Source organism: Kribbella swartbergensis (assembly GCF_054784135.1).
Genome location: NZ_BAAGPM010000018.1, coordinates 279,148 through 305,058, shown reverse-complemented (window position 1 = coordinate 305,058; position 25,911 = coordinate 279,148). Strand labels below are relative to the sequence as shown.

Sequence of the window (25,911 nt, the reverse complement as noted above, 5' to 3'; positions counted from 1 at the left end):
AGCATTCCACCCGCCACCGACAGAGCAGCCAGTCTGACAAGGAGCAGTGTCACCGTGGACGACGCAGACAGTTACGACGTGTTCGTGCAGGGGACCGTGTTCCTCGACATCGTGCTGACCGGACTGGAGTCCGCCCCGACGACCGGGACGGAGATCTTCGCCGAGGGCATGGGATCGTGCCCGGGCGGTGTGGCGAACTTCGCCATCGCCGCCAGCCGGCTCGGCCTGCGGACCGGACTGGCCGCGGTGTTCGGTGACGACGTGTACGCCGACTTCTGCTGGCGGACCCTGGCCGAGCAGGAGGGCGTGGATCTGTCGCACTCGCGCCGGATCGGTCACTGGCATTCCCCGGTCACCGTGTCGATGTCGCTCGACCGGGACCGGGCGATGGTGACGCACGCGCACGAGGCGCCCGGCGACCCGAGCAAACTGGTCGGCCCGGGCCTGAAGACCCGTTCCGCGATCGTCCCGGTCGAGGAGGAGCTTCCCGGCTGGACATTCGAGGCGATGCGGTCCGGGGCGCTGCTGTTCGGCGACGTCGGCTGGGACCCGACCGACCAGTGGTCCCCCGCCGTACTCGACGTACTGGAGGGTTTCCACGCGTTCACGCCGAACGCGAGCGAGGCGATGGCGTACACCCGGACCGACACGCCGAAGGCCGCGCTCCACAAACTCGCCGAGCGGGTGCCGCTCGCAGTGGTGACGAACGGGTCGGACGGCGTCCTCGCGATCGACTCGTCCACCGGCGAGGAGGAACAGGTCCCGGCGCTGCCGGTCCGTTCCTACGACCCGACCGGCGCGGGCGACGTGTTCCTCGCGTCCCTCGTGCTCGGCACCCTGCGCGGCTGGCCGCTCGCCCACCGGCTTGCCTTCAGCAACCTCTGCGCCGGGCTGTCGGTCCAGCACTTCGGCGGCTCGCTCGCCGCGCCCGGCTGGGGCGACATCATCGACTGGGTCCGCGACCACAGCCGGCACCGCCCCGGCGGAATCCCGCCCGAGATCCTCCGCCACTACAGCTTCGTCGGCGACGTCCTCCCCGAAGGCCCGGTGCCGATCGTCCGCCGCGCCTCCGCCACCATCGCCCGGCTGTCCGACGCCTGACGGCAGAGCAAGCTCACTTGACACTGAGCTCCGATGCTCTATATTCAACCTAACGGTTTAGAACCATGTGGTTGAATAGGAGCGGAGATGCCGACCGACCAGCTCAGCCGCACCTTCGCGGCACTCGCCGATCCGACCCGGCGCGCGATCCTTGCGCGGCTGTCGGAGGGCGAGGCGACGGTCGGGCAGCTGGCAGAGCCGTTCGAGATGAGCTTCGCGGCGGTGTCGAAGCACCTGCGGGTGCTCGAGGCCGCCGGGCTCGTCAGCCGGGGGCGCGACGCGCAGTACCGGCCGGCCCGCCTCGACGCGCGGCCGCTGGCGGCGGCGTCGGAGTGGATCGGCGACTATGCCCGGTTCTGGGCCGGCAGCTTCGACTCGCTCGGCAGCTACCTCGACACGCTTCAGCATAACGACCGCGCCACCACGACCAAGGAGAACGACGATGACTGAGCCCCTGACCGTTACCCGTACCTTCAGCGCGCCGCGCGAGCTGGTGTACGACGCCTGGACGAAGCCGGAGCACTTCTCCGTCTGGTTCGGCACCGACGCCGTCGACGTACCGCTCGACACGCTGTCGCTGGACGTCCGCGTCGGCGGCGCCTGGAGCGCCGTGATGCAGTTGCCGGACGGCAACCAGATCCACTGGGTCGGCGAGTACACCGAGGTCGACCCGCCCGAGCGGCTGGCCTTCACGATGACCGACGACCCGGAGAACCCGGCCGGCGAGCTGATCGTGGTCACCTTCGCGGAAGTGGCCGGCGGCACCGAGATGACGTTGGTCCAGCCCGCCGGCGACTTCACCCAGGAGCAGATCGACGCCACGATCATGGGCTACAACGGCTTCTTCGACTCGATGGAGAAGGTGCTCGCGGCCCAGAGCTGATCAGCGCCACGACCACGTCGCGGAGGTCGCCCCTCCGCGGTCGTAGGGTCGGGAGTCGGTGCGCGGGCTGTGGGACCGCGCCGGGACTCTGTGGAGGTACGGCGAAAATGGCGGGTGCTGGGTTCGGCCGGCGGACGTTCCTCGCGGTGGGCGGTGGACTCGCGGCGACGGCGGTGGCCGGATGCGGGTCGAACACCGGGCGGGAGTCGTCGGGCGGGTCGTCCGGGGACAAGCCGGCGTTGTCCCAGTGGTACCACCAGTACGGTGAGGCCGGCACGCAGCAGGCGGTCCAGCGGTACGCGAAGGAGTACCCGGACGCCACGGTGACCGTGCAGTGGTCGCCGGGTGACTACGACAAGAAGACCGCGGCTGCGCTGCTCACCGACAGCGGGCCGGATGTGTTCGAGTACAGCAACGGTCCGACGATCGACATGATCAAGGGCGGCCAGGTGGTCGACCTGACCGACCTGCTCGACGCCACCACCAAGGCCGACTTCACGCCGTCGCTGATCAACCGGGTGTCGTACCAGGGCAAGCTGTACGCGATCCCGCAGGTCACCGACATGCAGTTGCTGGTCTACCGCAAAAGCATGCTCAGCGCGGCCGGCGTGCAGCCGCCGCAGACCGTCGACGACCTGCTCGCTGCCGCCAAGGAGCTGACCACCGACAAGGTGAAGGGCCTGTTCGTCGGGAACGACGGCGGTGTCGGCGTCCTCGGAGGCCCGGCGCTGTGGTCGGCCGGGCTCGACTACCTCACCGACGACAACCGGTTCGGCTTCGACGACCCGGCCGCGATGGAGTCGCTACGCAAGCTGCGGGAGCTGTTCAGCTCGAAGAGCCTGTTGCTCGGGGCACCGACCGACTGGTCCGACCCGTCCGCGTTCACCCAGGGGCTGACCGCGATGCAGTTCACCGGCCTGTGGACGCTGCCGGCGATCGAGAAGGCGTTCCCGGACGACTTCGGCGTACTGCCCTGGCCGAAGCTGACCGCGACCACCGGCGAGCCGAGCGTCCCGGTCGGAGCGTACGGGTCGATGGTGAACGCGAAGTCGAAGAACGTCGACGCGGCGAAGAAGTTCGTCAAGTGGCTGTGGGTCGACCAGACCGACAAGCAACTCGACTTCGCCCAGTCGTACGGCTTCCACATCCCGGCCCGCAAGAGCCTGGCCGCGGAGGCGGAGAAACTGAAGGCCGGCCCGGCCGCCGACGCGGTGAGGTTCGTCAACGAGCACGGGCACGCCCAGACGCCGCTGCTGTGGTCGCCCAAGTCCGGTACGGCGTACTCCGACGCACTCAACCGGATCATCCGCACCGGAAGTGACCCGGCCACCGAGATCAAGGCGGTCAAGGCGGTCGTGGAGGCCGAACTCGAGCGCATCACCGGCTGACCGGTACGGCTGGAACGACCGTGGCCCCGCACCGATCGGTGCGGGGCCACGGCGTCGCCGGAATCAGAGAACCTTGACGTTCTCCGCCTGCTGCCCCTTCGGGCCCTGGGTGATGTCGAACTCGACCCGCTGGTTCTCCTCGAGGCTACGGAAGCCGCCGGACTGGATGGCGGAATAGTGGACGAACACGTCCGCGCCGCCGCCGTCGACGGTGATGAAGCCGAAACCCTTGTCGGCGTTGAACCACTTCACAGTTCCCTGTGCCATGTTGCTGCTCCTTTGTCGGAGATGGGGGACCGTCCGCGGTCGCGGCGGCCCGGCCGTTCGTCACGTCGGCGGCACCACACCATCTCTTGCAAAGAAGATAAGGCACCCGGTCGCGGACGGATCCGCGGCAGGGGGTAAACCACAGCTACTGAAACTTCGACCTGCCCGTCACAACGACACCGGTCTGCAGATCATTCCCGCTCCGCCCAGAAGTTTCCCGGCATGGCAAGGTGGGGGGATGCTCACCGTGCAGCCCCTGACCGACGACGATCGCGAGTTGATCGAGTTGGCTCGCCGTACCGTCGACGAGAACACCGACGGGCCCGACGGGGTGTACACGATGGGCGCCGCGGTGCGCGGCGTGGACGGGCGGATGTACGCCGGCATCAACCTGTACCACTTCACCGGCGGCCCGTGCGCCGAACTGGTCGCGCTCGGCCGGGCCCGGGCCGAAGGCGCCCGGGAACTCACCACGATCGTCGCTGTCGGTAACGAAGGCCGCGGCGTCTTCGCACCCTGCGGCCGCGACCGGCAGATCCTGGTCGACTACCACCCGACCATCCGCGTCATCCTGCCAACCGCAGCCGGCGTCGGCTCGGTCCTCGCCACCGACCTCCTCCCCGAGTCCTACCACTGGACCCCGACCGACTGACCGGCTCAGCGGGCGACGGGGATGATGTCTTTGCCGTAGGCGGTCAGGGTGTCTTCCTTTGCGTCGTGTTGGAGGTAGACGGCGAACTGGTCGACGCCGAGGGACTTCAGCTCGGCCAGGCGGGACAGGTGGTTGTCGACCGGGCCGAGGATGCAGAAGCGGTCGACCACCTCGTCCGGGACGAAGGCGGTGTGGGTGTTGCCGGCCCGGCCGTGCTCGGAGTAGTCGTACCCCTTCCGGCCCTCGATGTAGTCGGTCAGTGCCTTCGGGACCGCCCCGGAGGTGCCGTAGCGGGCGACGATGTCGGCCACGTGATTGCCGACCATCCCACCGAACCACCGGGTCTGCTCCCGCTGGTGGTCCAGGTCGTCCCCGACGTACGCCGGTGCCGCGACGCAGAACTTGATCGCCGCCGGATCCCGGCCGGCCTCCTCGGCGGAACGCCGTACCGTCGCGATCATCCACTCGGCGATGTCCGGGTCGGCGAGTTGCAGGATGTACCCGTTGCCGACCTGGCCGGTCGCGGCCAGCGCCTTCGGCCCGTACGCCGCCACCCACACGTCGAGCCAGCCGTTCTCGACCCAGGCGAACTGGAGCTGCTGACCGCGGTACTCGACCGTCTCGCCGCGCGCCAGCGACCGCACCACCTCGACGCACCGCTTCAGCTCGTCGATGGTGCCGGGCTTGGCGCCGAGCGTGCGCAGCGCCGAGTCGCCGCGGCCGATCCCGCAGATCGTCCGGTTCCCGAACATCTCGTTGAGCGTCGCGAACTGGGATGCGATCACGGTCCAGTCCCGGGTGCCCGGATTGGTCACCATCGGGCCGACCATGACCCGCTCGGTGGCCGCCAGGATCTGGCTGTAGATGACGAACGGCTCCTGCCAGAGCAGGTGCGAGTCGAACGTCCAGACGTAGTCGAAGCCGGCCTCCTCCGACTTCCGCGCCAGGTCCACGACCGTGGACGCGGGCGGATCACACTGGAACACCACTCCGAAGTCCACGGTCTTCCCCCTCTACACCAGGTACGACGACAGGCCGCGCCGCAGGAACTTGCCCCGGCCCTTCCGGCCAAGGTAGTTGCCGTCAGCCACGATCACCTCGCCGCGCGAGATCACCGTACGCACGCCGCCCTTGATCTCAAAGCCTTCGTACGCCGAGTAGTCCATGTTCATGTGATGCATGTCGACGCTGATCCGAGTCGTCGCCTTCGGGTCGTACACGACCAGGTCCGCGTCGGAGCCGGGGGCAACGATCCCCTTCTGCGGGTACAGCCCGAACATCCGGGCCGGCGTGGTCGCGATCGTCTCCACCCAGCGCTCGAGCGACAGCTGCCCGTCGACCACGCCTTGGTAGATCAGGTCGACGCGGTGCTCGACACCGCCGATCCCGTTCGGGATCTTGGAGAAGTCGCCGAGCCCGAGCTCCTTCTGATCCTTCATGCAGAACGGGCAGTGGTCGGTCGACACGATCGCCAGATCGTTGCTCCGCAAACCCTTCCACAGGTCCTTGGCGTGCGACTCGTGCTTGCTCCGCAACGGTGTCGAACAGACCCACTTCGCCCCCTCGAACCCAGGGGCGCCGAGCTGGTCCTCCAGCGTCAGGTACAGGTACTGCGGACAGGTCTCGGCGAACACGTTCCGGCCGGCGTCCCGAGCCTCGGCGACGTGCTCCAGCGCCTGGCTGGCGGACAGGTGGACGATGTAGAGCGGGCAGTCCCGGGCGACCTCGGCGAGCGCGATCGCCCGGTTCGTCGCCTCCGCCTCGAGCGCGGCCGGCCGGGTGATGCCGTGGTAGATCGGGTCGGTCTCGCCGCGGGCGAGCGCCTGCTGCACCAGCACGTCGATCGCGATGCCGTTCTCCGCGTGCATCATGATCATCGCGCCGTTGTCCCGCGCGGTCTGCATCGCCCGCAGGATCTGGCCGTCGTCGGAGTAGAAGACACCGGGATAGGCCATGAACAGCTTGAAACTCGTCACGCCCTCGTCCGAGACCAGCTGGTCCATCGCCTTCAGCGAGTCGTCGTCGACCCCGCCCAGGATCATGTGGAACGCGTAGTCGATGTGACAGTTGCCGTCGGCCTTCGCGTGCCACGCGGCCAGCCCGTCCTGGACCACCTCGCCGGTGCGCTGGACCGCGAAGTCGATGATGGTCGTCGTACCGCCCCAGGCCGCGGCCCGGGTCCCGGTGTCGAACGTGTCACTCGCCGCGGTCCCGCCGAACGGCAGCTCCATGTGCGTGTGCGCGTCGATCCCGCCCGGGATCACGTACTTGCCGGAGGCATCGATCACTTCGTCGGGTGTGATCGCCGGGCTGAACGACGGGTCCAGCAGCGCGACGATCTTCTCGCCCTCGACCAGGACGTCGGCGATCTGCGTCCCGGTCGGCCCGACGACGGTTCCACCCTTGACCAGCAGCGTCATCTGCGCGCCCCCTTACGGCTTGACCAGGTCTCCGTACGCGTCCGGGCGGCGGTCACGGTAGAACTGCCAGCGGTCCCGGACCGTGTCCAGCAGACCGAGGTCCAGGTCCCGGACGATCAGTTCCGGATCGTGGTCGTGCCCGACGTCGCCGACGAACTTGCCCTCGGGATCGACGAAGTACGACGTACCGTAGAAGTCGTTGTCGCCGTAGTCCGACTCGATCCCGACCCGGTTGATCGCGCCGATGAAGTACTCGTTCGCCACCGCCGAGGCGGGTTGCTCCAGCCTCCACAGGTACGACGACAGGCCGCGGTGCGTCGCGGACGGGTTGAACACGATCCTGGCCCCGGCCAGGCCGAGCGCCCGCCAGCCCTCGGGGAAGTGCCGGTCGTAGCAGATGTACACCCCGACCCGGCCGACCGCGGTGTCGAACACCGGGTAGCCGAGGTTGCCCGGCCGGAAGTAGAACTTCTCCCAGAACCCCTTCACCTGCGGGATGTGGTTCTTCCGGTACTTGCCCAGGTACTTGCCGTCAGCATCGATCACGGCGGCCGTGTTGTACAGCACGCCGGGCTGCTCCTGCTCGTACACCGGCAGCACCATCACCATCCCGAGCTCAGCGGCCAGCGCGGCGAACCGCTCGGTCGTCGGACCCGGCACGGACTCGGCGTACTCGTAGAACTTCGCATCCTGCAACTGGCAGAAGTACGGCCCGTAGAACAACTCCTGGAAGCAGATCACCCGCGCACCCTGCGCGGCCGCCTGCCGCGCGTACTCCTCGTGGGCCTTGATCATGGACTCCTTGTCCCCGGTCCACGACGTCTGCACCAACGCAGCCCGCACAACCTCCGACATCAGCCCTCCCACCACTAGCCGAGCACCCATGCTCCATCCGCTCCCCCACACCAGTCAACGGATGTCCGGAAGGGTTGTGGAAACGCAGCCCGATCCGGCGCCCTGGACGACCAACAGCTCCCGGATAGTTGAGCAGTCAGCTGGGTGACTGCTCAACACCCGAGAGGTGTGCTCCCCAAAGGCGGCCGGGAAGCGGGGGGACCCGCCGCCCAACGACCACGCTCCGCGTCCACGAATTGCACAAAGTGACATCAGCGGACGGGGTCACCAGGAAGGAGGGCTCGCCACCAGGGCGTGTCTATCCAGCGGTCGTAGCGGGCCATTTGTTCATCGACGGTGGTGACCTTGCCGGCGGGGGCGTAGTCGAACAACGATGCCTGGTGTCTGATACCGAAGAAGGTCCGGCGGGTCCAGAGGTCGACGACGTAGCCGTCCTCGGATTTGCCACGACGCATGAACGCGTCGGTGCGGGCGCCGGCGCAGCAGAGTCTGTAGCCGCGCGGCTCCACTTGGCGGCGCAGGTCGACGAACGCCGTCCAGAGACCTTGGCCGGAGCCGGTCCAGGTCCTGCCGTCCGGCGCTGTCAGGACCAGCGTCCAGTGTGAGTCGGTGGTAGAGGTCTCGTCGACAAAGCACTGCTGTTCCTTGCCGTCGAGCCAGACCGTGAGAGGTTCCACCTCGTGATAGTCGATTTGGCCGTTCATCGTCCTGCGAACCCCGGATTCTGGATCGTGGGGCCTTGCCATCCCCACTTACCGGTGAATCTAGCGGACTTGATGAACTCAGGTGCGATCTCGCCGACGAAGCTGATCTCCTTCTCCGATCGCAAGATGATCTGGTGGCGCGGAAGGGCCGTTCGTGCGTCGATGCCGTTGCCCGGATCGGCGATCTCGTAGACCCAGCCCTGTTGCTTCTTCTTGTTCACCCCGAGCACCATCTGACGGGCCCGCTCCGCGGACCGCGAGGTCGACACCCAGTTCCCGTCGCCTTTTCCGTACAAGTAATCCCGGTAGCTGGTGTTGCCTCCCTTTGCCTTGAAGCCGGACTTGAAGATTACGTCGGGATGGCGGGTGTCGCCGCGCCAGAGGGTGCGGGTCTTGGCGGCGGTTTCGCCGGCGGTTTTGCCGAGGAGGGCCTTGCCGGCGCCCGAGGCCGCGGCACCTGCGGCGGCACCGGCGACTATGCCGAGGGCGCTGCCTGCCGCGCCGCTGACGGCGCCTCCGACGACTTCTTTGGCGTAGGTGGAGGTGTCGAACGACTCCTTGTCGTCGAGGGCTATTCGGGTGCCGTAGCCGAGGCTTGCGCCGGCGGCGCCCATGACGGCGCCTGCGGCGATCAGGCAGCCGATGCCGGCGGTGGCGCCGCAGAAGGCGGCTACGCCGACGACGGCCACGGTGATCGCGACCGCGTTGCCGATTTCGGAGGCGTGGTCCTTGGCCCAGTCGTGGGCCTCGTCGACCTTGTCCTTGACGTCGCTGACACGCTTCTTGAACCAGCCGCCGATGCCGCTCTTTTTCTTCTTGTGGCCGCCGCCTTCGTCGTTGTTGGTCCCGCCGCCGTCGTCGCCGCGGTGGGGATTCGGGTTGTCGTCGACAGCGCCGGCAACCGGGTACAGCTTGTCGACGTCGTCGTCGGTGTAGCCGCCGCCTCCGTCGCCGTCGTGCGAGTTCAGCAGGCCGCTGGGGTCGGAGCCGGAGACAGGGTTGTCGTTGGCGTAGGTGTAGCCGAGCATCTGCTGGGGGTCGGTGGGGTCCAGCAGAGGGTCGACGCTGAGGAAGCGGCCGATGGTGGGGTCGTACTCGCGGGCGCCGAGGGTGGTGAGTCCGGTGTCCTTGTCTTCGGGTTTGCCCAGGAACCCATGGTTGTCGGGCCAGGCGGTCGGTGGAGCACCTCGCGGGTCGCCGAAGGGCTTCGCGTAGCGCTTGGTGGCGGTCAGGGTGTCGGCGTCCACCGCGACCAGGGAGGTGCCGTGGTAGTCGGGGACCAGCCAGGACATGTCCGAGATCGCGGTGCCGTTCGCAGAACGGACGCCGATGACCTGACCGGCGAAGTCGTACTGCCGCTTGCCCAAGACCTTGCGGGTGGCCTTGTCGAGGGTCAGCTCCAGCTCACCCAGGAACAGGGTGGTCTGCGTCGGGCTGCGACGGACGAGGAGCGCACCCTCGGCGTCGTACACGTAGCTGGTGTCTCCGGCGGGACCGGAGAGCTTCTCCAGTCTGCCTTGAGGGTTCCAGTTCAGGGTCTGGCCGGGGCGGACCGTGGTGTTGCCCCGGGCGTCGTAGTCATAGGTCTTGGTCGGGGCGCCGGTTTGAGTGACGTTGGCCAGCGTGTGCGGCTGGTCGGTGTTGTAGTTGAAGGTGCTGGTGACATCGCCGGCGGTCGAGTGGTCGACCTGCGTCTTCCGCAGACCGATCGGCGTGTATGTCCACGACTGCCAGTACGGCGCCACCCCGCCGAGACCGAGCGCACTCGGGGCCTGGGTGCAGTCGGCGTTGGCCGGCGTCCACGCCTCGGTCAGGCGGCGCTGACCGTCGTACTCGAAGCACTGCGCGTCGCCACCGTCGACCAAATTGTGGTCCTTCAGCACGTTGCCGGTCGGATCGTAGGTGTACAGGTGGTCGGCGAAGATCTGAGCCTTGCCTGCAGTCGTCCGGGCAAGACGGCGGGTGCCGTCCTCGTAGATGTTGTTGATCTCCATGTCGAACGCCGAGCCCAGCATCAGCTTCGTGACGTCGCCGAAGGGGTTGTATTCGGTGCCGTTCACATACGTCCGGTCGCTGTGCATCTTGAGCGGGAGACCGATCGCGTTGTACTCGAAGTGGATGTCCTCGGCACCCAGCCCGCCGCCGCCGGACAGCGAAGTCATCTCCAGCGTCTTGCCGTCCGGCTTGTAGCCGTAGTTGGTCCAGTAGCTGCCGTCGATCTCGATGCCTTCGACGGACGGGATCACACGGGTGACCTGGGTCGGCTTGTAGAGCACGTTCCGGGTGTTGATCATCGTCCGGTACGCCGGTCCTGCCTTGCCGGCTGTGTAACTCGCGGACTCGGCCACCTGCCCGAGCAGGCCGGTCTTGTCGTACCGCCAGTCGGCGAGCAGGTTCTCCGGCGCGACGCTCGTCTTGTACAGCCCGGTCTTGCGGTCCAGGGCGTCGTACGTCGTCACGAGCGTGTTATTGGTCGAGTCCGTCGTCGACACCAGCCGGTCGGCCTCGTCGTACGCCGACGTCGTCTTCCCCGAATCGGGGTCGGTGCCCTCGATCTTGCGGCCGCGCAGGTCGTACGTGTACGTCCAGGCGGCGCCGGCCCCGTCCATCCGGGTCATCCGGCCGGCCAGGTCGTAGGTGTACCTCGTGACGTCCGGCGTACCGGTCGCGGTGTTGCCCTCGAACTCCCGCCGCTCGATCACCTGACCGTGGACGTCGGTCACCGTCGCGGTCGCCGGGCTGCCGGTCGGCGGCAGGACCGTGGTGGTGTCACCGCCGTACACCGTGGTCGTCGACCACTTCGGCTGCAGCATGCTCATGAAGGTCGACTTCACGTTCCGTCCGGCACCGTCGTACTCGTTGAAGGTCTGGTTCGGCACGGAGGCGTTCGGGATCGCGACGAGCGTGGCTGACGGAGCGGAGGAGTTCCAGACGTCGGCGTTCGAGTAGACCGCCAGACCGCGGGAGTCGTAGCGGGTCTCGCTGATCACTCGGCCGGTGTCGGAGCCCGGCGCCTGGCTCTGGCGGTTCCGCAGGAGCGAGTCGAACAGCTGGTACGAGGTGATGTACCCGTTCGCCTCGATGTTCAGCTGATCGGTTCGGATCGTCGACGGCGCCGTGTTCGAGATCGTGTAGGTGTACTTGGTGTTGGCGAGTTTCGTCGACGCCGGCGCCTGGCTCGGCAGCCAGACTCCGGTCAGCCGGCCGAGGGCGTCGTACGCCAGCTCGGTGACCTTGCCGTTCGGGTCGGTCGTCTTCGCCGGGACGCCCCACTCGGGCCGGTACGTCGTCGTCGTGGTGAAGTTGACCGGCGTGCCGCTGAAGTTGTTGACCGTCGGCTGCTTGACCAGCAGCTGCGTCAGCGGACCGGTGGCCGCCGGTGTGTAGGTGCTGGTGGTGACGCGGCCCAGGGCGTCGCCGGATGAGGTGACGCGCCCGAGCGCGTCGTACCCCTTCGTCCCAGTGGTCTGATAAACCGGCAGGCCGTTGGTGTAGTGGTGCAGGCGCTGCACCGTCGTCGCGTCGCCCAGCGTTGCAACGCCGTACGCCTGCCCGTCGTAGAACGTCCGGACGTCGGTGAGGACGCGATTCTCCGGAGGGTTGGCCGACTCGGCATCGCAGGCGCCGATCGAGGTGACGTTCCGGATCGGCAGTGCGATCAGCCAGGTTGCCGTGTTCTTGAGGTAGTTCGTGATCGTGCAGGTTTCATCGGTCTTGGTGGAGTCGCCGTAGTCGGTGACCTTGGTCGGCAACGTGTTGTCCGGGTCGTACTGGGTGGCGGTCGCGCTGATCAGGTCCGGACGACCGCCGTCGCGGGCGACGCGGCTCTGGGTGGCGGAGGCGCCGACGAAGTTGGACTTGAGGGTGCCGCCGGGGACGGCGTACGACGCCTTCTGGGTGACGATGTAGTCGGTGATGACGCCGGAGACCTCGGTGTTCGAGGTGGCGTTCTGGTACGTGACCTGTTCGCGCGGGTTGCCCGACAGCGCGTTCGCATCGGCCCGGATCGTGCCCGTGGTGTCGATGACGTCGACGTTCCTGAGAGCGGTCGTCCCTTCGAGCTTGTCGCCATCCATGCCGCGGAAGTACTTCGTCACCGACCTGCTGCGCGGCGAGGTGGTGTCGCTCGGGTCGCCGGTGTAGGTCGTGACCAGGCTGTACCCACGCCAGTCCGACCAGGTCTTGTCGGCGTCCTTCAACATCGGCGATTCCTGGTAGCGCCAGGCTCCACCGCCGGAGTAGACGTACTGCGTGACCATCGTCGCGCCGTTGCCGGTCTGGTCCGATGTCACCACGTTGTCCAGCACGTACTTGTGGAACCAGTCCTCCCGCTCGACCTCGCGCGGTGGCTTCCACTTCACCGGATAACAACGCTTGGTATTGGTGTCCTTGTCCGGCCGCTCCCCGGACATGCACTCCTTGCCGGCGTAGTTGACCATGATCTTGGCGCCGGTCTCGGTATTGATCTCGCCGATCCGGTAGCGAATCAGTCCGTTCAGGCCGTCGGACCCGGAGTCGACGCGGTTCGCCAAGCCGACCGGCTTGAAGGTCACGTCGGGCACGCTGAGCGCCGTCCCGACCTTGCCGCTGTGCGAGATGCCGTTGAGCCACATCGGCTTGCCGTCGCTGCCGTCACCGGTCGATGGGAACGTCAGGTTGGTCTGCCAGAAGTCGACCGGCTGGTACGCCGTTCCGTTCCACACCTGGGTCTGGATCTGGTACAGGCGTTTGCGGGTGAAGAAGGTCGGCGACACCTTGTTGGTGCAGGCGGTCGTTCCCTCGCAGATCTGGTCGAACGGAACATCCGGCCAGTTGGCCTTGGTCGTTGCGCTCAGCACCGAGCAGTTCGCCAGGCAGCGCTCGGCCGTGGTGAAGACGACCTGCTGCGGGGCCTTCGTCGTGTCGGTGAGTGCGGCGTCGCGCAGCCCGTAGTCGATCCGGTTGAGATAGCCGGCGCGGACGTACGGCGTACCGGGTGAGGCGACGCCGTTCTTCGCGTAGTTGTTGGTCTCCTTGGTGTACCAGTACGACATCGCGTTGCCGTGCAGGTCGACCACGTAGTCGAGATTCCAGCGCCAGGCCAGGTTGCAGCCGGAGGCGGCGAACGTCGACTGGTGGCACGGCTCGGCTGCATCGTCACCGAACACCGGAGCGGTGAACACCGAGTTGGTCACGGCGGTCAGGCCGGCCTTCAGCTTGTGCTTGCCGAAGTAGTACTGAGTTCCGTCGGTGGTCGTGACGCGCCAGTACTCCTTGCGCGCATCACCGTTGTCATCGGTGCCGATGAGCTTCTCGACCCGCGACCCGTCGTCGTTCTTCAACTTCCAAGTACTGGCGCCGATCGTGTCACCGGAGGCCCGAATGAGCTCGTTGGACCGGCCGTTCAGCGTCAACGTCGCGTTGTCGTACTTCCAGCACTGGTCGTACTTGCCGACGTTGCCGTCCTCGTCACAGCTGGTGTACTTGCGCTCGATGAAGGACTCCGTCAGGTCGAAGCCTTCACCGACCCAGGAGACCTGGTTGTTCGTGGCCGACGTACGACCGTCCACCGACTGGGCGGAGTACTGGAACGACAAAGTCGGCGCCGGTCCAGCGGCCGCGGGCGGCATCCGGAGCGGATAGGACCAGGTGAAGTCCCCACTCGCCCCACCACCTGACCAACTCGATGCCGCGGACAGTGTCGTGGCCGCGTAGTCGCCCGTGCTCGAGTCCGAACCGGCGGTGATCGCGAAGACCGACTGCTGTGCGCTGACGGGCGTCGTCGCGGAGACCGTGTTCTTCACGGCGTCGTTGCTCGTAGGCAACGGCGTACTGGTCGAGCACGCCGGGACCTTGGGCGTTGTGAGAATACAAGCCGGCAGGGCGACGACCTCCAGACGCGAACCCCAGTCACCACCAAAAGCATTCGCGTAGCCGGAGTAGTCGAACGTCAGCTGGACATCGGATCGCGTCGCAGCCTTCGCCTTGACCAGTACGCCGCTGACACCGGCCCGCGCGCTCGCCGCCTGGTCGAGGAACTCGAGGTCGATCGTTGCCGTCCCACCCCGTTTCACCGAGCGAGCGGCAACGAGCTCGCTGGACCCGGACGCCGCATCGACGACGACGCTTCGGTGCCCAGGAGCCGGCCAGTTCACCGGCCGGCCGGCGAACTCGGCGGTCTCGGCGACCGCCTTCTTCAAGTCCGCGGACTCGACCGGCGGCGCGATCGGCGGAACGTCCTTGACCTCGACGCTCTTGGTCTTGACCGGCTTCGGCCGGTCGGGCGTATCGGCCTCCGCCGAGCCGGTAGGCCCGACGATCGCAACGGTTGCGGTCAGGGAGAGGGTGAGCAGGACCGGGAGTGCCCGGGTGCGTAGGGTGCGCAGGTTTCGGTTCATCAGGAGCACTCCGTCGGGTTGCCGCTGAATTCGATGCACAGCTGGCGTTGCGGTACGACGCCTGCGTAGACCCGCAGGTCGTCCAGGTAGCCGTTGAAGGGGGCGTACGTCGTATCGGTTTCGCGCGGCCGCGCGACGACCGCCGCGCTGCCCTGGATGGGAGTCGTGAACGACTCGGTGCCTCCGTCGCCGGACCGATCAGTGACGAGCAACGTCATCTCGTCAGTGGCAGCGCTGTACTCCGCTGCCAAGGCCGTCCACTCCCCCGCGGTGGTCTTGTTGGTCGACTGGGTGGCCTCGACGTACACGGCGGAGTCCGTGTCGCTAGGGGCTCTGCCGAAGACCCAGAGGGCTTCGTCGTCCCTGCCCGTCGGCCGGTACTCGATCCGCCAGGAGTCCTTCTTGGCTCCGAGCTGCCGAACGAACACCTGCCGCTTGTCCGGATCCTGGACCTTGACCCACATCGTCACCGAGAAGGATGCCGTGGAGTCGACCAGCGGCCGGTTGACAGCGAGGTACTCCGAAGCCGAGCCGGTGGCCGCCAGGACCTTGCCGCGCTCCGGGTCTTCGACGATCGCCGACGACTGATCCGGCGAACCCGCGAAACCGGTGACTGCCAGCTCCTGACCATAGACGGAGTCGTCAGTCGCCCACACGCCGCTGGGCCGTGGTGCGACGCTGTCGAACGCATACCGCGCGGCCAGTGCGGCGACCGGCTCGTCACTTCCGGACGGACCGGTGCGCGGGTCGGCCACCTGGTTCGCCTCGATGGCGGACAGGACCCGCGGGTAGATCTTCACGTCGTCGACCGCGCCGGGGAGCACGCCGATGCCCGTCCCGACCCGGTACGAGCCCACCTCGCCCGTGCCGGTTGCCTTCCACGGCGTGTAGGTGAAGCTCGCCGTCGCCTGCAGACGGCCGTTCACGTACAGGGAGATCGTCTTGTCCGTGGCGTTGAAGACACCCAGCAGATGCGTCCAGACATTGAGGACCGGCGGGGCCAGCGAATCCACCCTGGCCTGGGCGGCGGTACTCGAGTCGCTGACGTTCTGGATGAAGGTCCAGCGGTTCACCGATGCGGCGTACCGCAGCAGACCGCCGTACGCCTGAGTTCCGGTGATGGCGACGACCCCGGAGTCCTTCACGGCGGTCGGGCGGACCCAGGCCGAGATGGAGAAGTTCTGCGAGGTGTCGACGACGGTCGCGGCACCGGACACGGTCGCCCGGTTGCCGTTGGCGTTGTCACCGTCGAAGGTCAGCGAGCCGCCGACCCGGCCGGCGTCGTCGAACGCCGCTCCGGTCACCGTCAGTGGATGGTTCTTCCCGGAGGAGTCGGCGGCCGTCGTACCACCGCCTTCGTCGAAGTTCCACGCCGCCACAGGTGGCAGCCCTGGACCGACGTTGATCCGGAAGTACTTCGTCGTACTGGTGTGCGCGGCGGCGTCGTGGCTGACCGCGCCCAGTGTCATCAGGGTCTGCCCCGGTGTGACCAACGAGACGGTGATCGAGCGGCCGTTGACTCTGGTCATCTGGCCGTTGAACCCGTAGCTGAGGGCAACGACATCGGTGCTGGTGGACGAGATCGTGTAGGTCACTTTGGCACCGAACGGCACTGACTCGGGGCAGACGTCGGGGGTCGAGCTGGTCAGGCAGTCCGAGAGCGGGGTCCCGTTGTAGCTGGCGGTGATGGTCGGCGCGGGTGGAGGTGTCGTATCCACCTTGAAGTAGCAGGTTCCCGACCACGCCGAGACCAGCGTGCCGCCGGGGATCGCGTAGAGCGTTCGCGCCCGATAGGTATAGAGCAGCCCGCTGGCCAGGTTCGCGGGTGCCGTCAGCTTGACCAATACGCCGGGAGACACGGTCGCGCCTTGGAACTCCCAGACCTGCTGCGACTGACTGATGATCTGGAACTGGACTACGATGCGCGCACTCGTGTCACCCGCGCCGACGCGCCCCTTGGCCGACACCTGCGGCCGCAGCGACGCCACGATGGTCGGGTTGCTGGACGGTGCGCACGGGCTCGGCAGGTCCGTCGCGGTCGCGGCGCCGAGCTCGTACGCCGGCAACGGGTAGGCGACGTACTCGATCGTCAGGATGCCCGTGCTGTCGAACTGCTTCCAGGCGATCTCGTCGGCCTCGTTCGTCGCCCGCAGCCGGAATGTCGTCGAACTGCCGTTGGCAGTGGACGTGTACTGCATCGAGCTCGTCACGTTGAACTCAACGGACGCGGCCGGGCAGGACGAGCTGTAGCCGTTCGCGCCGAGGTACGTCGCGACGTCGGCCTGCCACGCCGGTTGGTTGCTCCACGTCGTGGCGGACGAGATCGGCATGGTGCGGGACAAAGTCACCTGACGGGCCGAACAGCTCGCGGAGTGGATCTCGTAGGTCCGCAGTGAGGCGGCGATGATCTTCTTGCTGGTGAACGCTCTGGTGTCGAACATGAAGAACGAGCGGACGATCTTGTTCTGCTCGAAGCCCTCGTAGCCGACACCGAGGCTGTGCGTGGTCTTCCAGAACGACGTGGTCGGGTACAGCTCCCAGGCCGCGGTCCACCCGGTCTTAGGCCCGTAGCCGACCATCGTCGGGTCGATCACGACCGGGAAGACAGTGGCCGCGTCTTTGAGCATCCGCTGATCCGGCGTGACGGTCAGACCGCTCGCGTCACCACCGAACTGCATCAGGGCGCGCTTCGCCTGACCGGACGGGCCTTCGTCGACAGCAGCAGCGGCGTTCGCCTTCGCCTTGCTGCTCGCGCCGGCCGAGTCCCACATCAGCGCCTCGCCCACCGTGAGCACCTGGCGTCCCGTGCCGTCGACGTACGCCGGACGCCCCGGCTGGGTAGTCCGCAGGTCGAGGTTCCGTGTCGTCACCGGGAAGGTCAGCTTGCGCAGCGCAGGGTTCATGGCCGCCTGGCGAGTCTTGACGACCAAGTTGTAGCTGAAGCCTTCCTTGGTGACCTCGACCACCAGGTCCGTTCCGGGCAGCACATCGCCGTACGTCGCCCTGGGACCGGAGATCGCTGGCGCGGCGAGCGGCCAGGGCGACTTCAGCTCGAAGACACTGTCGTCCCGGGTGAACCGCGCCAGCACACCGTCGCCTCCGCCCGAGAAGGCGACATCGGTGGTAGACGCCTTCGGCGCGATCATGCCGTCCGCCCGAGCGGCCAGCGTGGTGTCGATCGACACCCACCCGGAATCCTTCTTGACCCGCACCGGCTGATTCGAGAGCTCCGCCTTCAAGGTGCCGGTCGGCGTCGCGAGGGTGCGCGAGTACTCGGTGGTCTTCTCCTCCACCTCAACGGAGGTGTTGTACTGCGCGGCCAGCCGGGTCGCCTCGGCCACGGTCTTGGCGCGCGTGGGCGGCGTCGCCGGCTGCGCGAGGCCGGACGTGGGGACCGCGACGAGCCCCGAGGCGATGATTGACAGAACACTGACCTGGCGGACGAGCGCGCGCAGGGACCACCTGTTGGAAGACATACCCCACCCCTGAAGTGACAACAGACGAACTGTGAGCACCCCCGAGGTGCGCCACCCAGCGATGCGGAAGGCGGACTAAGTGTGACGGGCCGTCACCTGGCGGGTCAACGAAATTGCAGCAAGTGACAGATCTTGGCCGAGGCTCTGGATTTTCTCGCGCGGCTGTGCTGTCAAACGGTGATGGAGCGAGAGGCGGCCGGGAGGACGCGGCCGCCGACGGTGGCGTGGGTCGGGGGGTGCCAGGTGGTGTGGAGGTGGGAGCCGGCGCCTTGGACGACCAGGAGGTCTCGGGTGAGCTGAGCCGTGAGTTGGGTGACGGCGGAGCCGGTGGCCACGTCTTCGGGGACGTTCATGGCGGGGGCGAACGCTCGGGCGCGGAGCGTGCCGGCGGGCTCGTCGATCCAGGACCAGATGAAGGTGCGACCGGCTGAGTACGCCGTGGGGTCGGCGGCCACGACCGCTTCCGGGGAGTCGAGTTGGTGCCAGTCCCAGGTGCTGCCCCAGGTGGTGTCGGCGCGGACGCTGGTCAGGTCGCCGTCGCGGGTGACGGGGATTTCACCGGCGGGGACCCGCAGGACCGGGGTGTCGATGCCTCGGGAGTGCAGCCACCAGGCGACCCCGACCGTGGGGTGGCCGGCGAAGGTCATCTCGCCGGCGGCGGAGTAGATCCGGACCAGGCCGGCCTCGGCGTCGTCGACGTACACGGTCTCGCTGTAGCCGAGGCGGGCGGCCACGCACTGACGGTCGGCGGGTGGGACGAGGGCGCCGTCGACGATGCCCAGCGGGTTGCCGAAGCGGCCGGCTGGGTCGGCGAAGACCCGGACGACCTCGAATTGCACCTCGGTCACCTCAGTTGCCGCGGCCGGTCAGAAGACGAGGATCGCGGCGATGACGGCGATCAGCACGACGCCGGCGCCGACCAGGGCCAGGGCCCGGCCGTTGAGCTTCGGTTCGGTGGACGCCTCGGCCTGGCCCTCGTTGACGAAGGCGCGGAACATCTGGGTGTTCGCACCCGGGTCCTGCTCGTTCTCCACGTTCTGCGGGACGTTCTGCTCAGCCATGGTCCCAGACCCTACCTGGCGTTGCGACCGGCCCAGCGGACGGCCGGGAAACCTGTACCGAAGACCTGATGTACCATTTGGTACATGAGGTTCGATCATTCCGTCACCATCCAGGCCCCGCCCGAGCGGGTGTGGCAGGTCTTCAGCGACGTCGAGCGGTGGCCCGAGTGGACGCCGACGGTCGAGTCGGTGGAGCGGCTCGACGAGGGCCCGATCCACGTCGGCGCCCGGGCGCGGATCCGGCAGCCGAAGCTCCCGGTCGCGGTCTGGGAGGTGACGGAGCTGAAGGAAGGCGAGTACTTCGAGTGGGTGTCTAAGGCTCCCGGCCTCAAGACGACCGGCGGTCACCGCGTGGTGAGTACGCCGGAAGGCACGGTGGCGACGGCCACGATCATCCAGGAAGGCCCGCTCGGCTGGCTGTTCGGCCGCCTGTACGCCGGCCTGACCCGCCGCTACATCGCCACCGAGACCGAGAAACTGAAGCAGGTCTGTGAGCCGTGACAAACTGCTCGCCGATGCCGTCGAGCACTTCGCGAAGAACGGCATCGGCGACGCGAGTCTGCGCAGTATCGCGACCTCGATCGGCACCAGCCACCGGATGCTGATCTACCACTTCGGCTCCCGTGAGGGCCTGCTCGCCGAGGTCGTCCGTACGGTCGAGCAGCAGCAGCGCGACCTGCTCGCCGAGGTGATGCACACCGATCTGCCGCTCGAGGAACAGGCCGACCTGTTCTGGCGGCGGGTCACCGAGGCGACGCTGATCTACGGGCCGCTGTTCTTCGAGTTGTCCGCGCACGCGATGCAGGACCGGCCGCACACCGCGGCCCTCAAGGCGGACCTGGTCAACGTCTGGCTTCCACCGGTGATCGAACTCTGCATCCGGGCCGGCATCGATCCCGAGGCGGCACCGGCGTACGCGCGGCTCGGTCTCGCCGCGTCCCGCGGACTGCTCTTCGACCTGCTCCTCACCGGCGACCGGGATGCGGTCGACGAGGCGTCCGCGCTGCTGAACCGGCTGTTCAGTCTCCCGGTTCGGTAGGCGTCGCGACCCAGCCGGCCACGATCGGCAACCGGGATTCCCGCAGTACGGCGACGAACCCGAACGGCCGGTCGAGCGTCACCTCGAGCCGTTTGGCCTGCCGGGTCGGCATCGACGTACGCATGATTCCCACGGCGGTCAGTGCGGCCGCCTCGAACCCGGTCGCGAAGAACCGCGCCAGCACCTTCTGTTTCGCCTGCCCGACCGCGAGCGGCATCGGGCTGATCGCGCCGAAGTGACCGTGCCCGCGGGGATCCGACGACACCGTGCTCAGGCCGAACAGCTCACGCGACTCCATCAGGTCGTGTTCGGCTTCGACGTTGAACGACGGCAGCGACAGCTTCAGCTCCGGCCTCGGCGCCGTGGTCTGCCCCACCCTCACCCCCGGCGCCACCTCGGTCCCGGGTTGGCCCTGCTCGATCAGCCGACTCCCCGGAATGCCCTCGCCCTCTGCGTGCAGAAGAGCAGTCAGTACGTCGGCCTGTGACGCCTCGGGGTCTCCGACGCCGAGCAGTACGTCGACATCCGCGTCACCAGTCACGGTGACCACCGTCAGCTCGTCGTACCGCCGTACTGCGTCCAAGTCACCGTCGACGCGCTCGAGCCAGTGCCAGGAGCCGCCGGACCACGGGCCGTCGTAGAAGCGCCGGACCATCTCCTTGAACGGGCTGACCCACGTCGTCCGCAGGGACAACGCCGACGCGAGGACCAGCATCAGGTCCGGGGTGACCTCGATCGGCATCTCCCGGATCAGGTCGTTGGTGTGCTGAGCGGCCCAGGCGTCGAGTTTCGGCTTGTCCACCGGTGAGTTGCCGGTGAGCTTGCCGACGAGCGGCGCCGGGATCACACTGTCGAACGACTCGGCCAGCTTGAGCTGCTCATGCACCCAGACGCCGAGCGCCGCGTGCAGATCGGCCGAACCCTCGATCGCCGCGATCAGTTCCCGCGCCGACCGGGAGCCCGCCGGGGCGTCCACTCCGGCGGCCGATGCGAGCTCCGAACGGCCCGGTTCGTCGGCGGCCGTCGCGAGGATCGCGAGCAGCGGCCAGAGGCCCAGCCCGGACACGACGGTGTTGCCCTCGGGCAGGCTGTGGGCCCAGCGGGCGGTGAGGTCGTTGACTGCGCGCACCACGTCGGCATCCATGCACTCCACCCTGCCATGTCGCGCGAAGGGCATCAGTATTTGCCGGAACGGCGGCGGATTTCCCTTGACGCGTGCGCTCAGTCCTCGTTCGGATGCGTTCCGCTGTGTCAGTATGCCGCCCATGAGTACGCCAGCCGACGCCGCCGAGGAGACGGGATCCGCCGGAACGGCGGGAGAATCCACCCTCGCGCCGCCCGTCCCGTCGGAGCCCCCGCAGGAGCCGGAGAAGGAGTCCACCGGCTCCTCGATCGTGTTCACCGCGACGCTGATCCTGCTCGTCGGGCTGGCGTTGTTCGGGCGGCGGATCTTCGCCGGGGCGTTCACCGACGACGGCATCCGGACCTGGGCGACGATGTTCGTCGGGGTCACGGTCCAGGCGCTGCCGTTCCTGGTCCTCGGCGTACTGCTGTCGGCCGCACTCACCGCGTTCATCCCACCCTCGTTCTTCGCGAAGGCACTGCCCAAGCACCCGGCGCTCGCGGTCCCGGTCGCGTCCGCGTCCGGCGTCGTACTGCCCGGCTGCGAGTGTGCGTCGGTGCCGGTGTCGGCGGCGCTGATGAACCGCGGTGTCACACCGGCCGCGGCGATCGCGTTCCTGCTGTCGGCGCCGGCGATCAACCCGGTGGTGCTGGCGTCCACCGCGGTCGCGTTCCCGGGGCAGCCGAAGGTGGTGGTCGCCCGCGCGGTGACCTCGCTGGGCGTGTCGATGATCCTCGGCTGGCTGTGGCTGCTGACCGGCCGGGGCGGCTCGTGGCTGCGGATGCCGAAGAACCGGCACGCGGACGGGACCGGCAAGTTCGAGGTCTTCCGGTCCTCGATGCTGCACGATTTCCTGCACGCCGGTGGATTCCTGGTCATCGGCGCGGCCGCGGCCGCCACACTCAATGTCGTCGTACCGCGCAGCTGGCTCGACCACGTGGCCGGGAACCTGCTGCTGTCGGTGCTCGTCCTGGGGCTGCTCGCCGTACTGCTGGCGATCTGCTCCGAGGCGGACGCGTTCGTCGCGGCCAGCCTGACCCAGTTCTCGCTGACCGCGCGGCTCGCGTTCATGGTGGTCGGGCCGGTCGTGGACGTGAAGCTGATCGCGTTGCAGACCGGCACGTTCGGTCCCAAGTTCGCCGTACGGTTCGCACCGGCCACCTTCGTGGTCGCGATCCTGGCCAGTCTCCTCGTTGGATGGTGGTTGCTGTGAGGCGCAACGTTGCCGGTCTGGTGGTGGTGTTCGTCGGGGCCGCGGTGGTGCAACTGGCGATCTCGAACACCTATCTGCGGTACGTGAAGCCCGGGATGCGGTGGATGCTGCTCGCGGCCGGGCTGATCCTGATCGCGCTCGCGGTGATCGACGTGCTCGCGGACACCCGCAAGAAGGAGCATGCCGACGACGGCCACGGACACCACGGCCTGCCGCGCGCGGCCTGGCTGCTGGTGATCCCGATCTTCGCACTGCTGGTCGTCGACCCGCCCGCTCTCGGCGCGGACGCGGCGCAACGGCAGTCGCCGGTCGCGGCCAAACCGGTCGACCCGAAGAGCAACTCCTGGCTGGCCAGCAACTCCCAGGGTGATGCCCCGGTGGCGCTGGCGGTCCGGGACTACGCGGTCTGGGCGGTCTGGGAGAAGGAGAGTATGAAGGGCCGGGCGTTCCAGCTGACCGGCTTCGTCACCCCGGCCAAGAACGGCTCCTGGTACGTGACCCGGATCGGCCTGAACTGCTGCGTCGCCGACGGTACGGCGTTCATGGTCGAGGCGCGCGGTCAGGCCGCCCCACCGAAGAACCAGTGGGTCACCGTCACCGGCCGATGGGCCGAGCCGACCAAACGCGCCGACGGTGACGTCGCCGCCCTCACCGTCGAATCGGTCAAGCCGGTCGCCGCCCCCGCCAATCCCTACGAGTAGGTCACCCCTAGCCTCACACGTCCGGGCGCTGCACCGTTCCATCGAGGTGAAGCGAACTGTTGAACCCAAGGTCCTGTACTTCGGTACACCGGTCGTCCTGATCAGCTCCCGCAACCCGGACGGCAGCACCAATCTCGGTCCGATGTCGTCGGCGTGGTGGCTCGGGTACACCGCGATGCTGGGGATGAGTGCGAGTTCCCAGACGGTCAAGAACCTCACCGAACGGCCCGAGGCGGTCCTCAACCTGGTCGACCCGGCCATGGTCGCCGCCCTCGACCGGATCGCGTTGCTCACCGGCTCGACCGAGATGTCCGAGGCAAAACGCGCCCGCGGCTACCGGTACGAGCCAGACAAGTTCGGTGCGGCCGGACTCACCCGCGCGCCGAGTGACCTGGTCGACGTGGATGCGGTCCTGGAGAGCCCGATCAACCTCGAGGGCCGGATCGTGGCGATCCACGAACTGGGCGGGCCGGACTCCAACCTGCGCGGGCTGGAGATGACGGTCGAGCGGGTGCACGTCAGGGAGGACCTGCTGATGAACGACGACCGCTACATCGATCCGCTGCGCTGGGACCCGCTGATCATGAAGTTCACCGAGTACTTCGCCGGCGGCTCGCCGGCGTACGCGTCGTCCTTGGCCCGCGGTTGGCAGATGCCGCCGATGCCGTTACCGGCCCACTAGGTCCGGGGTGAGCGGCTCGCCGGACCCCGTCGCACGCGGGGTCCGGCGGGCGACCGTGCACGCCATGCCGCCGATGATCAGCACGGCGGCGACGGCCTGCTGGATCCCGATCGCCTCCCCGCGCAGCAGCCAGGCGGCGCCCATGCCCACCACGGGGACCAGCAGCGAGAACGGCGCGACGGTGCTCGCGTCGTACTGACGCAACAGATAACCCCAGACGCCGAAACCGAACAGGGTCGCGACGAAGGCCAGGAAGCCGAGGGCACCGATCCCGGTCAGGTCGATCCCCCGGAGTGCGTCGACATCCGCCCGCGGTCCTTCGGTGACCAGCGACAGAAGGAGCAGCGGAACGACGGCCACCGCGCTGACCCAGACCATGAACCGCAACGTGTCCTGGGGTTTCGCATGCCGCGTGATCGTGTTGGAAACACCCCAGCACGCGCCCGCCGCGATCACCAGGGCGAGTGCTCCGAGCGGTGCGGACAGCCCGCGATCCAGCATGATCAGCACCATCCCGAGGCACGCGATCGTGATGCCGGCCACCTGCGTCGGCCGCGGCCGTTCCCGCAGTACGGCGATCGCGAACACGACCGTGAAGACGACCTGACTCTGCAGCACCAGCGACGCCAGACCGGCCGGGACACCGCGGTCCATCGCGATGAACAGGAGGCCGAACTTGGCCACGCCGAGCGCGAGGCCGACGGCGATCACGTACCGCCACGCGACCCGCGGCCGGCCGAGGAGGAAGATCGCCGGGACTGCGGCGAAGAAGAAGCGCAGCGCGGAGAACAGCAGCGGCGGGAAGTCCTCCAGGCCGACCTCGATGACGACGAAGTTCACGCCCCAGGCGACGACGACGGCGAGCGCGAGCAGCAGGTCACGAGGCTTCATGCGATCCAGTCTGAGCGGGCCTACACTTAAGGACCAGCACTGGTTTCTACCGCCTTCGATGTAGGGGTGCTACATGATCGATCTCGGCCGGCTGCGCGCCCTGCACGCCGTCTCGCTGTACGGGTCGGTCAACCGCGCGGCCGAGGTACTCGGCTACACGCCCTCGGCGGTGTCACAGCAGCTGGCCAAGCTCGAGCGGGAGACCCGCACGGTCCTGGTCGAGCGGCGCGGCCGGGGGATCGTGCTCACGGACGCCGCGCAGCAGCTGGCGGCGACCGCGGCCCGGGTGCTCGAGCTGGTCGAGGACGCCGAGCTGACGCTGGAGGAGCAGCGGGGTCAGGCGATCGGGACGCTGACGATCGCGGCCTTCCCGACCGCCGCGCGCGGACTGCTGCCCGGCGTGCTGGCCCGGCTGATCGACGAGCACCCCGGTCTCGACGTCCGGGTCAACGAGATCGACCCGTTCGAGGCCGTTGCCGCGGTCAACCGTGGGGAGATCCACGTCGCGGTCGTGCACGACTGGCACAACACACCACTGAGCCTGCCCGAAGGGCTGTCCCGGGTGAAGCTCGGCTCCGATCCGGCCGACGTCCTCGTCCCGGCGACCCATCGCCTGGCCGGCAAGGAGTTCGTCCGCGCCGAGGATCTGGTCGGCGAACGCTGGATCTGCCAGCCGGCCGGCTCCATCTGCCACGAGTGGCTGATCCGGACGATGCGCCGGGCCGGCGTCGAGCCGGAGGTGGCCTACTCGGTTGCCGAGTACCAGACCCAGCTGGCGATGCTTGCCCGCGGCATCGGCATCGGGCTGCTCCCCCGGCTGGGCCGCGGACCGGTCCCGGACGAGGTGGTCGTCGTACCACTGCAACCGGCACCGAGCCGCCGTCTCTACGCCGTCTGGCGTACGACGACCGCACGCCGCCCGGCGATCGCCGTCACGCTCTCGACGCTCGAGTCCGCCTGGGCGGATCGCGACACGGCATGATCGACTGTGATCACTTCGTGCGACCGGTTGACAGCGCTGCGCATCGTCGCTAGGTTCCGATGACTAATAGGAAACCTTCCTAACCATCATTGGTGG

At 67.9% G+C, this 25,911-nt stretch carries 22 protein-coding genes; 11 read left to right on the top strand and 11 right to left on the bottom strand.

Going from position 1 to position 25,911, the window contains the following annotated elements; genetic code table 11:
• The first annotated feature begins 54 nt into the window (after positions 1-54).
• The 4 genes from ACYVOK_RS16770 to ACYVOK_RS16755 all read left to right on the top strand — a co-directional run bounded on the left by ACYVOK_RS16770 (position 55) and on the right by ACYVOK_RS16755 (position 3,372).
• Positions 55-1,101, top strand: a complete 1,047-nt coding sequence (locus tag ACYVOK_RS16770) for a carbohydrate kinase family protein (protein WP_460663358.1) — start codon at positions 55-57, stop codon at positions 1,099-1,101.
• An 87-nt stretch (positions 1,102-1,188) separates the two neighbouring features.
• Entirely contained in the window at positions 1,189-1,551 is a 363-nt protein-coding gene (locus tag ACYVOK_RS16765) for an ArsR/SmtB family transcription factor (RefSeq protein WP_460663357.1), read from the top strand.
• Entirely contained in the window at positions 1,544-1,984 is a 441-nt protein-coding gene (locus ACYVOK_RS16760; RefSeq protein WP_460663356.1) for an SRPBCC family protein, read from the top strand. The genes ACYVOK_RS16765 and ACYVOK_RS16760 overlap by 8 nt, the downstream gene beginning before the upstream one ends.
• A 107-nt stretch (positions 1,985-2,091) precedes the next feature.
• Positions 2,092-3,372 carry an ABC transporter substrate-binding protein gene (locus ACYVOK_RS16755; RefSeq protein ID WP_460663355.1) on the top strand — a complete coding sequence of 427 codons (1,281 nt, stop codon included), beginning with the start codon at positions 2,092-2,094 and terminating at the stop codon, positions 3,370-3,372.
• Between the two features lie 63 nt (positions 3,373-3,435).
• Here ACYVOK_RS16755 and ACYVOK_RS16750 read toward each other — a convergent pair whose 3' ends face one another.
• Positions 3,436-3,639 (bottom strand): cold-shock protein, encoded by a 204-nt coding sequence (locus ACYVOK_RS16750; RefSeq protein ID WP_460663354.1) that lies wholly within the window; start codon positions 3,637-3,639, stop codon positions 3,436-3,438.
• 238 nt (positions 3,640-3,877) lie between these two features.
• Here ACYVOK_RS16750 and ACYVOK_RS16745 point away from each other — a divergent pair, with 238 nt between their 5' ends.
• Positions 3,878-4,291, top strand: a complete 414-nt coding sequence (locus tag ACYVOK_RS16745; RefSeq protein WP_460663353.1) for a cytidine deaminase family protein — start codon at positions 3,878-3,880, stop codon at positions 4,289-4,291.
• 5 nt (positions 4,292-4,296) lie between these two features.
• On the opposite strand, the gene ACYVOK_RS16740 is transcribed toward ACYVOK_RS16745, so the two are convergent.
• From ACYVOK_RS16740 to ACYVOK_RS16705, 8 genes are all read right to left on the bottom strand, one after another.
• On the bottom strand, positions 4,297-5,292 hold the full coding sequence (locus ACYVOK_RS16740) for a TIGR03842 family LLM class F420-dependent oxidoreductase (RefSeq protein ID WP_460663352.1): 996 nt from the start codon (positions 5,290-5,292) through the stop codon (positions 4,297-4,299).
• A 12-nt stretch (positions 5,293-5,304) separates the two neighbouring features.
• Positions 5,305-6,711, bottom strand: a complete 1,407-nt coding sequence (gene hydA / locus ACYVOK_RS16735; protein ID WP_460663351.1) for a dihydropyrimidinase — start codon at positions 6,709-6,711, stop codon at positions 5,305-5,307.
• Positions 6,712-6,723: 12 nt separating this feature from the next.
• The gene (locus tag ACYVOK_RS16730) at positions 6,724-7,566 is read right to left on the bottom strand and encodes a nitrilase-related carbon-nitrogen hydrolase (protein WP_460663350.1); all 843 of its coding nucleotides are present in this window, start codon (positions 7,564-7,566) and stop codon (positions 6,724-6,726) included.
• A gap of 251 nt (positions 7,567-7,817) precedes the next feature.
• Entirely contained in the window at positions 7,818-8,270 is a 453-nt protein-coding gene (locus ACYVOK_RS16725) for a hypothetical protein (RefSeq protein WP_460663349.1), read from the bottom strand.
• On the bottom strand, positions 8,267-14,647 hold the full coding sequence (locus ACYVOK_RS16720) for a scabin-related ADP-ribosyltransferase (protein ID WP_460663348.1): 6,381 nt from the start codon (positions 14,645-14,647) through the stop codon (positions 8,267-8,269). Before ACYVOK_RS16720 ends, ACYVOK_RS16725 begins: the two co-directional genes overlap by 4 nt.
• Complete coding sequence (locus ACYVOK_RS16715) at positions 14,647-18,123, bottom strand: LamG-like jellyroll fold domain-containing protein (protein ID WP_460663347.1); 3,477 nt, start codon at positions 18,121-18,123, stop codon at positions 14,647-14,649. The genes ACYVOK_RS16720 and ACYVOK_RS16715 overlap by 1 nt, the downstream gene beginning before the upstream one ends.
• A 170-nt stretch (positions 18,124-18,293) precedes the next feature.
• Entirely contained in the window at positions 18,294-18,962 is a 669-nt protein-coding gene (locus ACYVOK_RS16710) for a PhzF family phenazine biosynthesis protein (RefSeq protein ID WP_460663346.1), read from the bottom strand.
• 27 nt (positions 18,963-18,989) lie between these two features.
• On the bottom strand, positions 18,990-19,184 hold the full coding sequence (locus tag ACYVOK_RS16705) for a hypothetical protein (RefSeq protein WP_460663345.1): 195 nt from the start codon (positions 19,182-19,184) through the stop codon (positions 18,990-18,992).
• A gap of 84 nt (positions 19,185-19,268) precedes the next feature.
• Between ACYVOK_RS16705 and ACYVOK_RS16700 the strand changes: the two genes are divergently transcribed.
• Both ACYVOK_RS16700 and ACYVOK_RS16695 read left to right on the top strand, forming a co-directional pair.
• A complete protein-coding gene (locus ACYVOK_RS16700) occupies positions 19,269-19,685 on the top strand; it encodes an SRPBCC family protein (protein WP_460663344.1) in 417 nt (138 codons plus the stop codon).
• Positions 19,675-20,223, top strand: coding sequence for a TetR/AcrR family transcriptional regulator (locus ACYVOK_RS16695; protein ID WP_460663343.1), 549 nt, complete (start codon positions 19,675-19,677; stop codon positions 20,221-20,223). The genes ACYVOK_RS16700 and ACYVOK_RS16695 overlap by 11 nt, the downstream gene beginning before the upstream one ends.
• Here the strand turns inward: ACYVOK_RS16695 and ACYVOK_RS16690 are convergent.
• Positions 20,204-21,367: a serpin family protein gene (locus ACYVOK_RS16690; RefSeq protein ID WP_460663342.1), complete on the bottom strand. Its 1,164-nt coding sequence runs from the start codon at positions 21,365-21,367 to the stop codon at positions 20,204-20,206. The genes ACYVOK_RS16695 and ACYVOK_RS16690 overlap by 20 nt on opposite strands.
• A 121-nt stretch (positions 21,368-21,488) precedes the next feature.
• On the opposite strand from ACYVOK_RS16690, the gene ACYVOK_RS16685 reads away from it, so the two are divergent.
• From ACYVOK_RS16685 to ACYVOK_RS16675, 3 genes are read left to right on the top strand one after another with little or no spacing between them, the layout of a single operon-like run.
• Complete coding sequence (locus ACYVOK_RS16685) at positions 21,489-22,559, top strand: permease (RefSeq protein WP_460663341.1); 1,071 nt, start codon at positions 21,489-21,491, stop codon at positions 22,557-22,559.
• On the top strand, positions 22,556-23,260 hold the full coding sequence (locus ACYVOK_RS16680) for a TIGR03943 family putative permease subunit (RefSeq protein WP_460663340.1): 705 nt from the start codon (positions 22,556-22,558) through the stop codon (positions 23,258-23,260). The genes ACYVOK_RS16685 and ACYVOK_RS16680 overlap by 4 nt, the downstream gene beginning before the upstream one ends.
• Positions 23,261-23,306: 46 nt before the next feature.
• The gene (locus tag ACYVOK_RS16675) at positions 23,307-23,942 is read left to right on the top strand and encodes a flavin reductase family protein (protein WP_460663339.1); all 636 of its coding nucleotides are present in this window, start codon (positions 23,307-23,309) and stop codon (positions 23,940-23,942) included.
• Here the strand turns inward: ACYVOK_RS16675 and ACYVOK_RS16670 are convergent.
• Positions 23,928-24,833 (bottom strand): EamA family transporter, encoded by a 906-nt coding sequence (locus ACYVOK_RS16670; RefSeq protein WP_460663338.1) that lies wholly within the window; start codon positions 24,831-24,833, stop codon positions 23,928-23,930. The genes ACYVOK_RS16675 and ACYVOK_RS16670 overlap by 15 nt on opposite strands.
• Before the next feature lie 73 nt (positions 24,834-24,906).
• On the opposite strand from ACYVOK_RS16670, the gene ACYVOK_RS16665 reads away from it, so the two are divergent.
• Positions 24,907-25,815: a LysR family transcriptional regulator gene (locus ACYVOK_RS16665; protein ID WP_460663337.1), complete on the top strand. Its 909-nt coding sequence runs from the start codon at positions 24,907-24,909 to the stop codon at positions 25,813-25,815.
• The last annotated feature ends 96 nt before the right edge of the window (positions 25,816-25,911 follow it).

Bases quoted from the DNA above. Each gene is read 5' to 3' on its own strand.
- ACYVOK_RS16690 (WP_460663342.1), bottom strand. From the start codon at position 21,367: ATGGATGCCGACGTGGTGCGCGCAGTCAACGACCTCACCGCCCGCTGG.
- ACYVOK_RS16725 (WP_460663349.1), bottom strand. From the start codon at position 8,270: ATGAACGGCCAAATCGACTATCACGAGGTGGAACCTCTCACGGTCTGG.
- ACYVOK_RS16745 (WP_460663353.1), top strand. From the start codon at position 3,878: ATGCTCACCGTGCAGCCCCTGACCGACGACGATCGCGAGTTGATCGAG.
- ACYVOK_RS16755 (WP_460663355.1), top strand. From the start codon at position 2,092: ATGGCGGGTGCTGGGTTCGGCCGGCGGACGTTCCTCGCGGTGGGCGGT.
- ACYVOK_RS16730 (WP_460663350.1), bottom strand. From the start codon at position 7,566: ATGTCGGAGGTTGTGCGGGCTGCGTTGGTGCAGACGTCGTGGACCGGG.
- ACYVOK_RS16750 (WP_460663354.1), bottom strand. From the start codon at position 3,639: ATGGCACAGGGAACTGTGAAGTGGTTCAACGCCGACAAGGGTTTCGGC.
- ACYVOK_RS16715 (WP_460663347.1), bottom strand. From the start codon at position 18,123: ATGTCTTCCAACAGGTGGTCCCTGCGCGCGCTCGTCCGCCAGGTCAGT.
- ACYVOK_RS16685 (WP_460663341.1), top strand. From the start codon at position 21,489: ATGAGTACGCCAGCCGACGCCGCCGAGGAGACGGGATCCGCCGGAACG.
- ACYVOK_RS16665 (WP_460663337.1), top strand. From the start codon at position 24,907: ATGATCGATCTCGGCCGGCTGCGCGCCCTGCACGCCGTCTCGCTGTAC.
- hydA (WP_460663351.1), bottom strand. From the start codon at position 6,711: ATGACGCTGCTGGTCAAGGGTGGAACCGTCGTCGGGCCGACCGGGACG.
- ACYVOK_RS16720 (WP_460663348.1), bottom strand. From the start codon at position 14,647: ATGAACCGAAACCTGCGCACCCTACGCACCCGGGCACTCCCGGTCCTG.
- ACYVOK_RS16705 (WP_460663345.1), bottom strand. From the start codon at position 19,184: ATGGCTGAGCAGAACGTCCCGCAGAACGTGGAGAACGAGCAGGACCCG.
- ACYVOK_RS16700 (WP_460663344.1), top strand. From the start codon at position 19,269: ATGAGGTTCGATCATTCCGTCACCATCCAGGCCCCGCCCGAGCGGGTG.
- ACYVOK_RS16765 (WP_460663357.1), top strand. From the start codon at position 1,189: ATGCCGACCGACCAGCTCAGCCGCACCTTCGCGGCACTCGCCGATCCG.
- ACYVOK_RS16670 (WP_460663338.1), bottom strand. From the start codon at position 24,833: ATGAAGCCTCGTGACCTGCTGCTCGCGCTCGCCGTCGTCGTCGCCTGG.
- ACYVOK_RS16760 (WP_460663356.1), top strand. From the start codon at position 1,544: ATGACTGAGCCCCTGACCGTTACCCGTACCTTCAGCGCGCCGCGCGAG.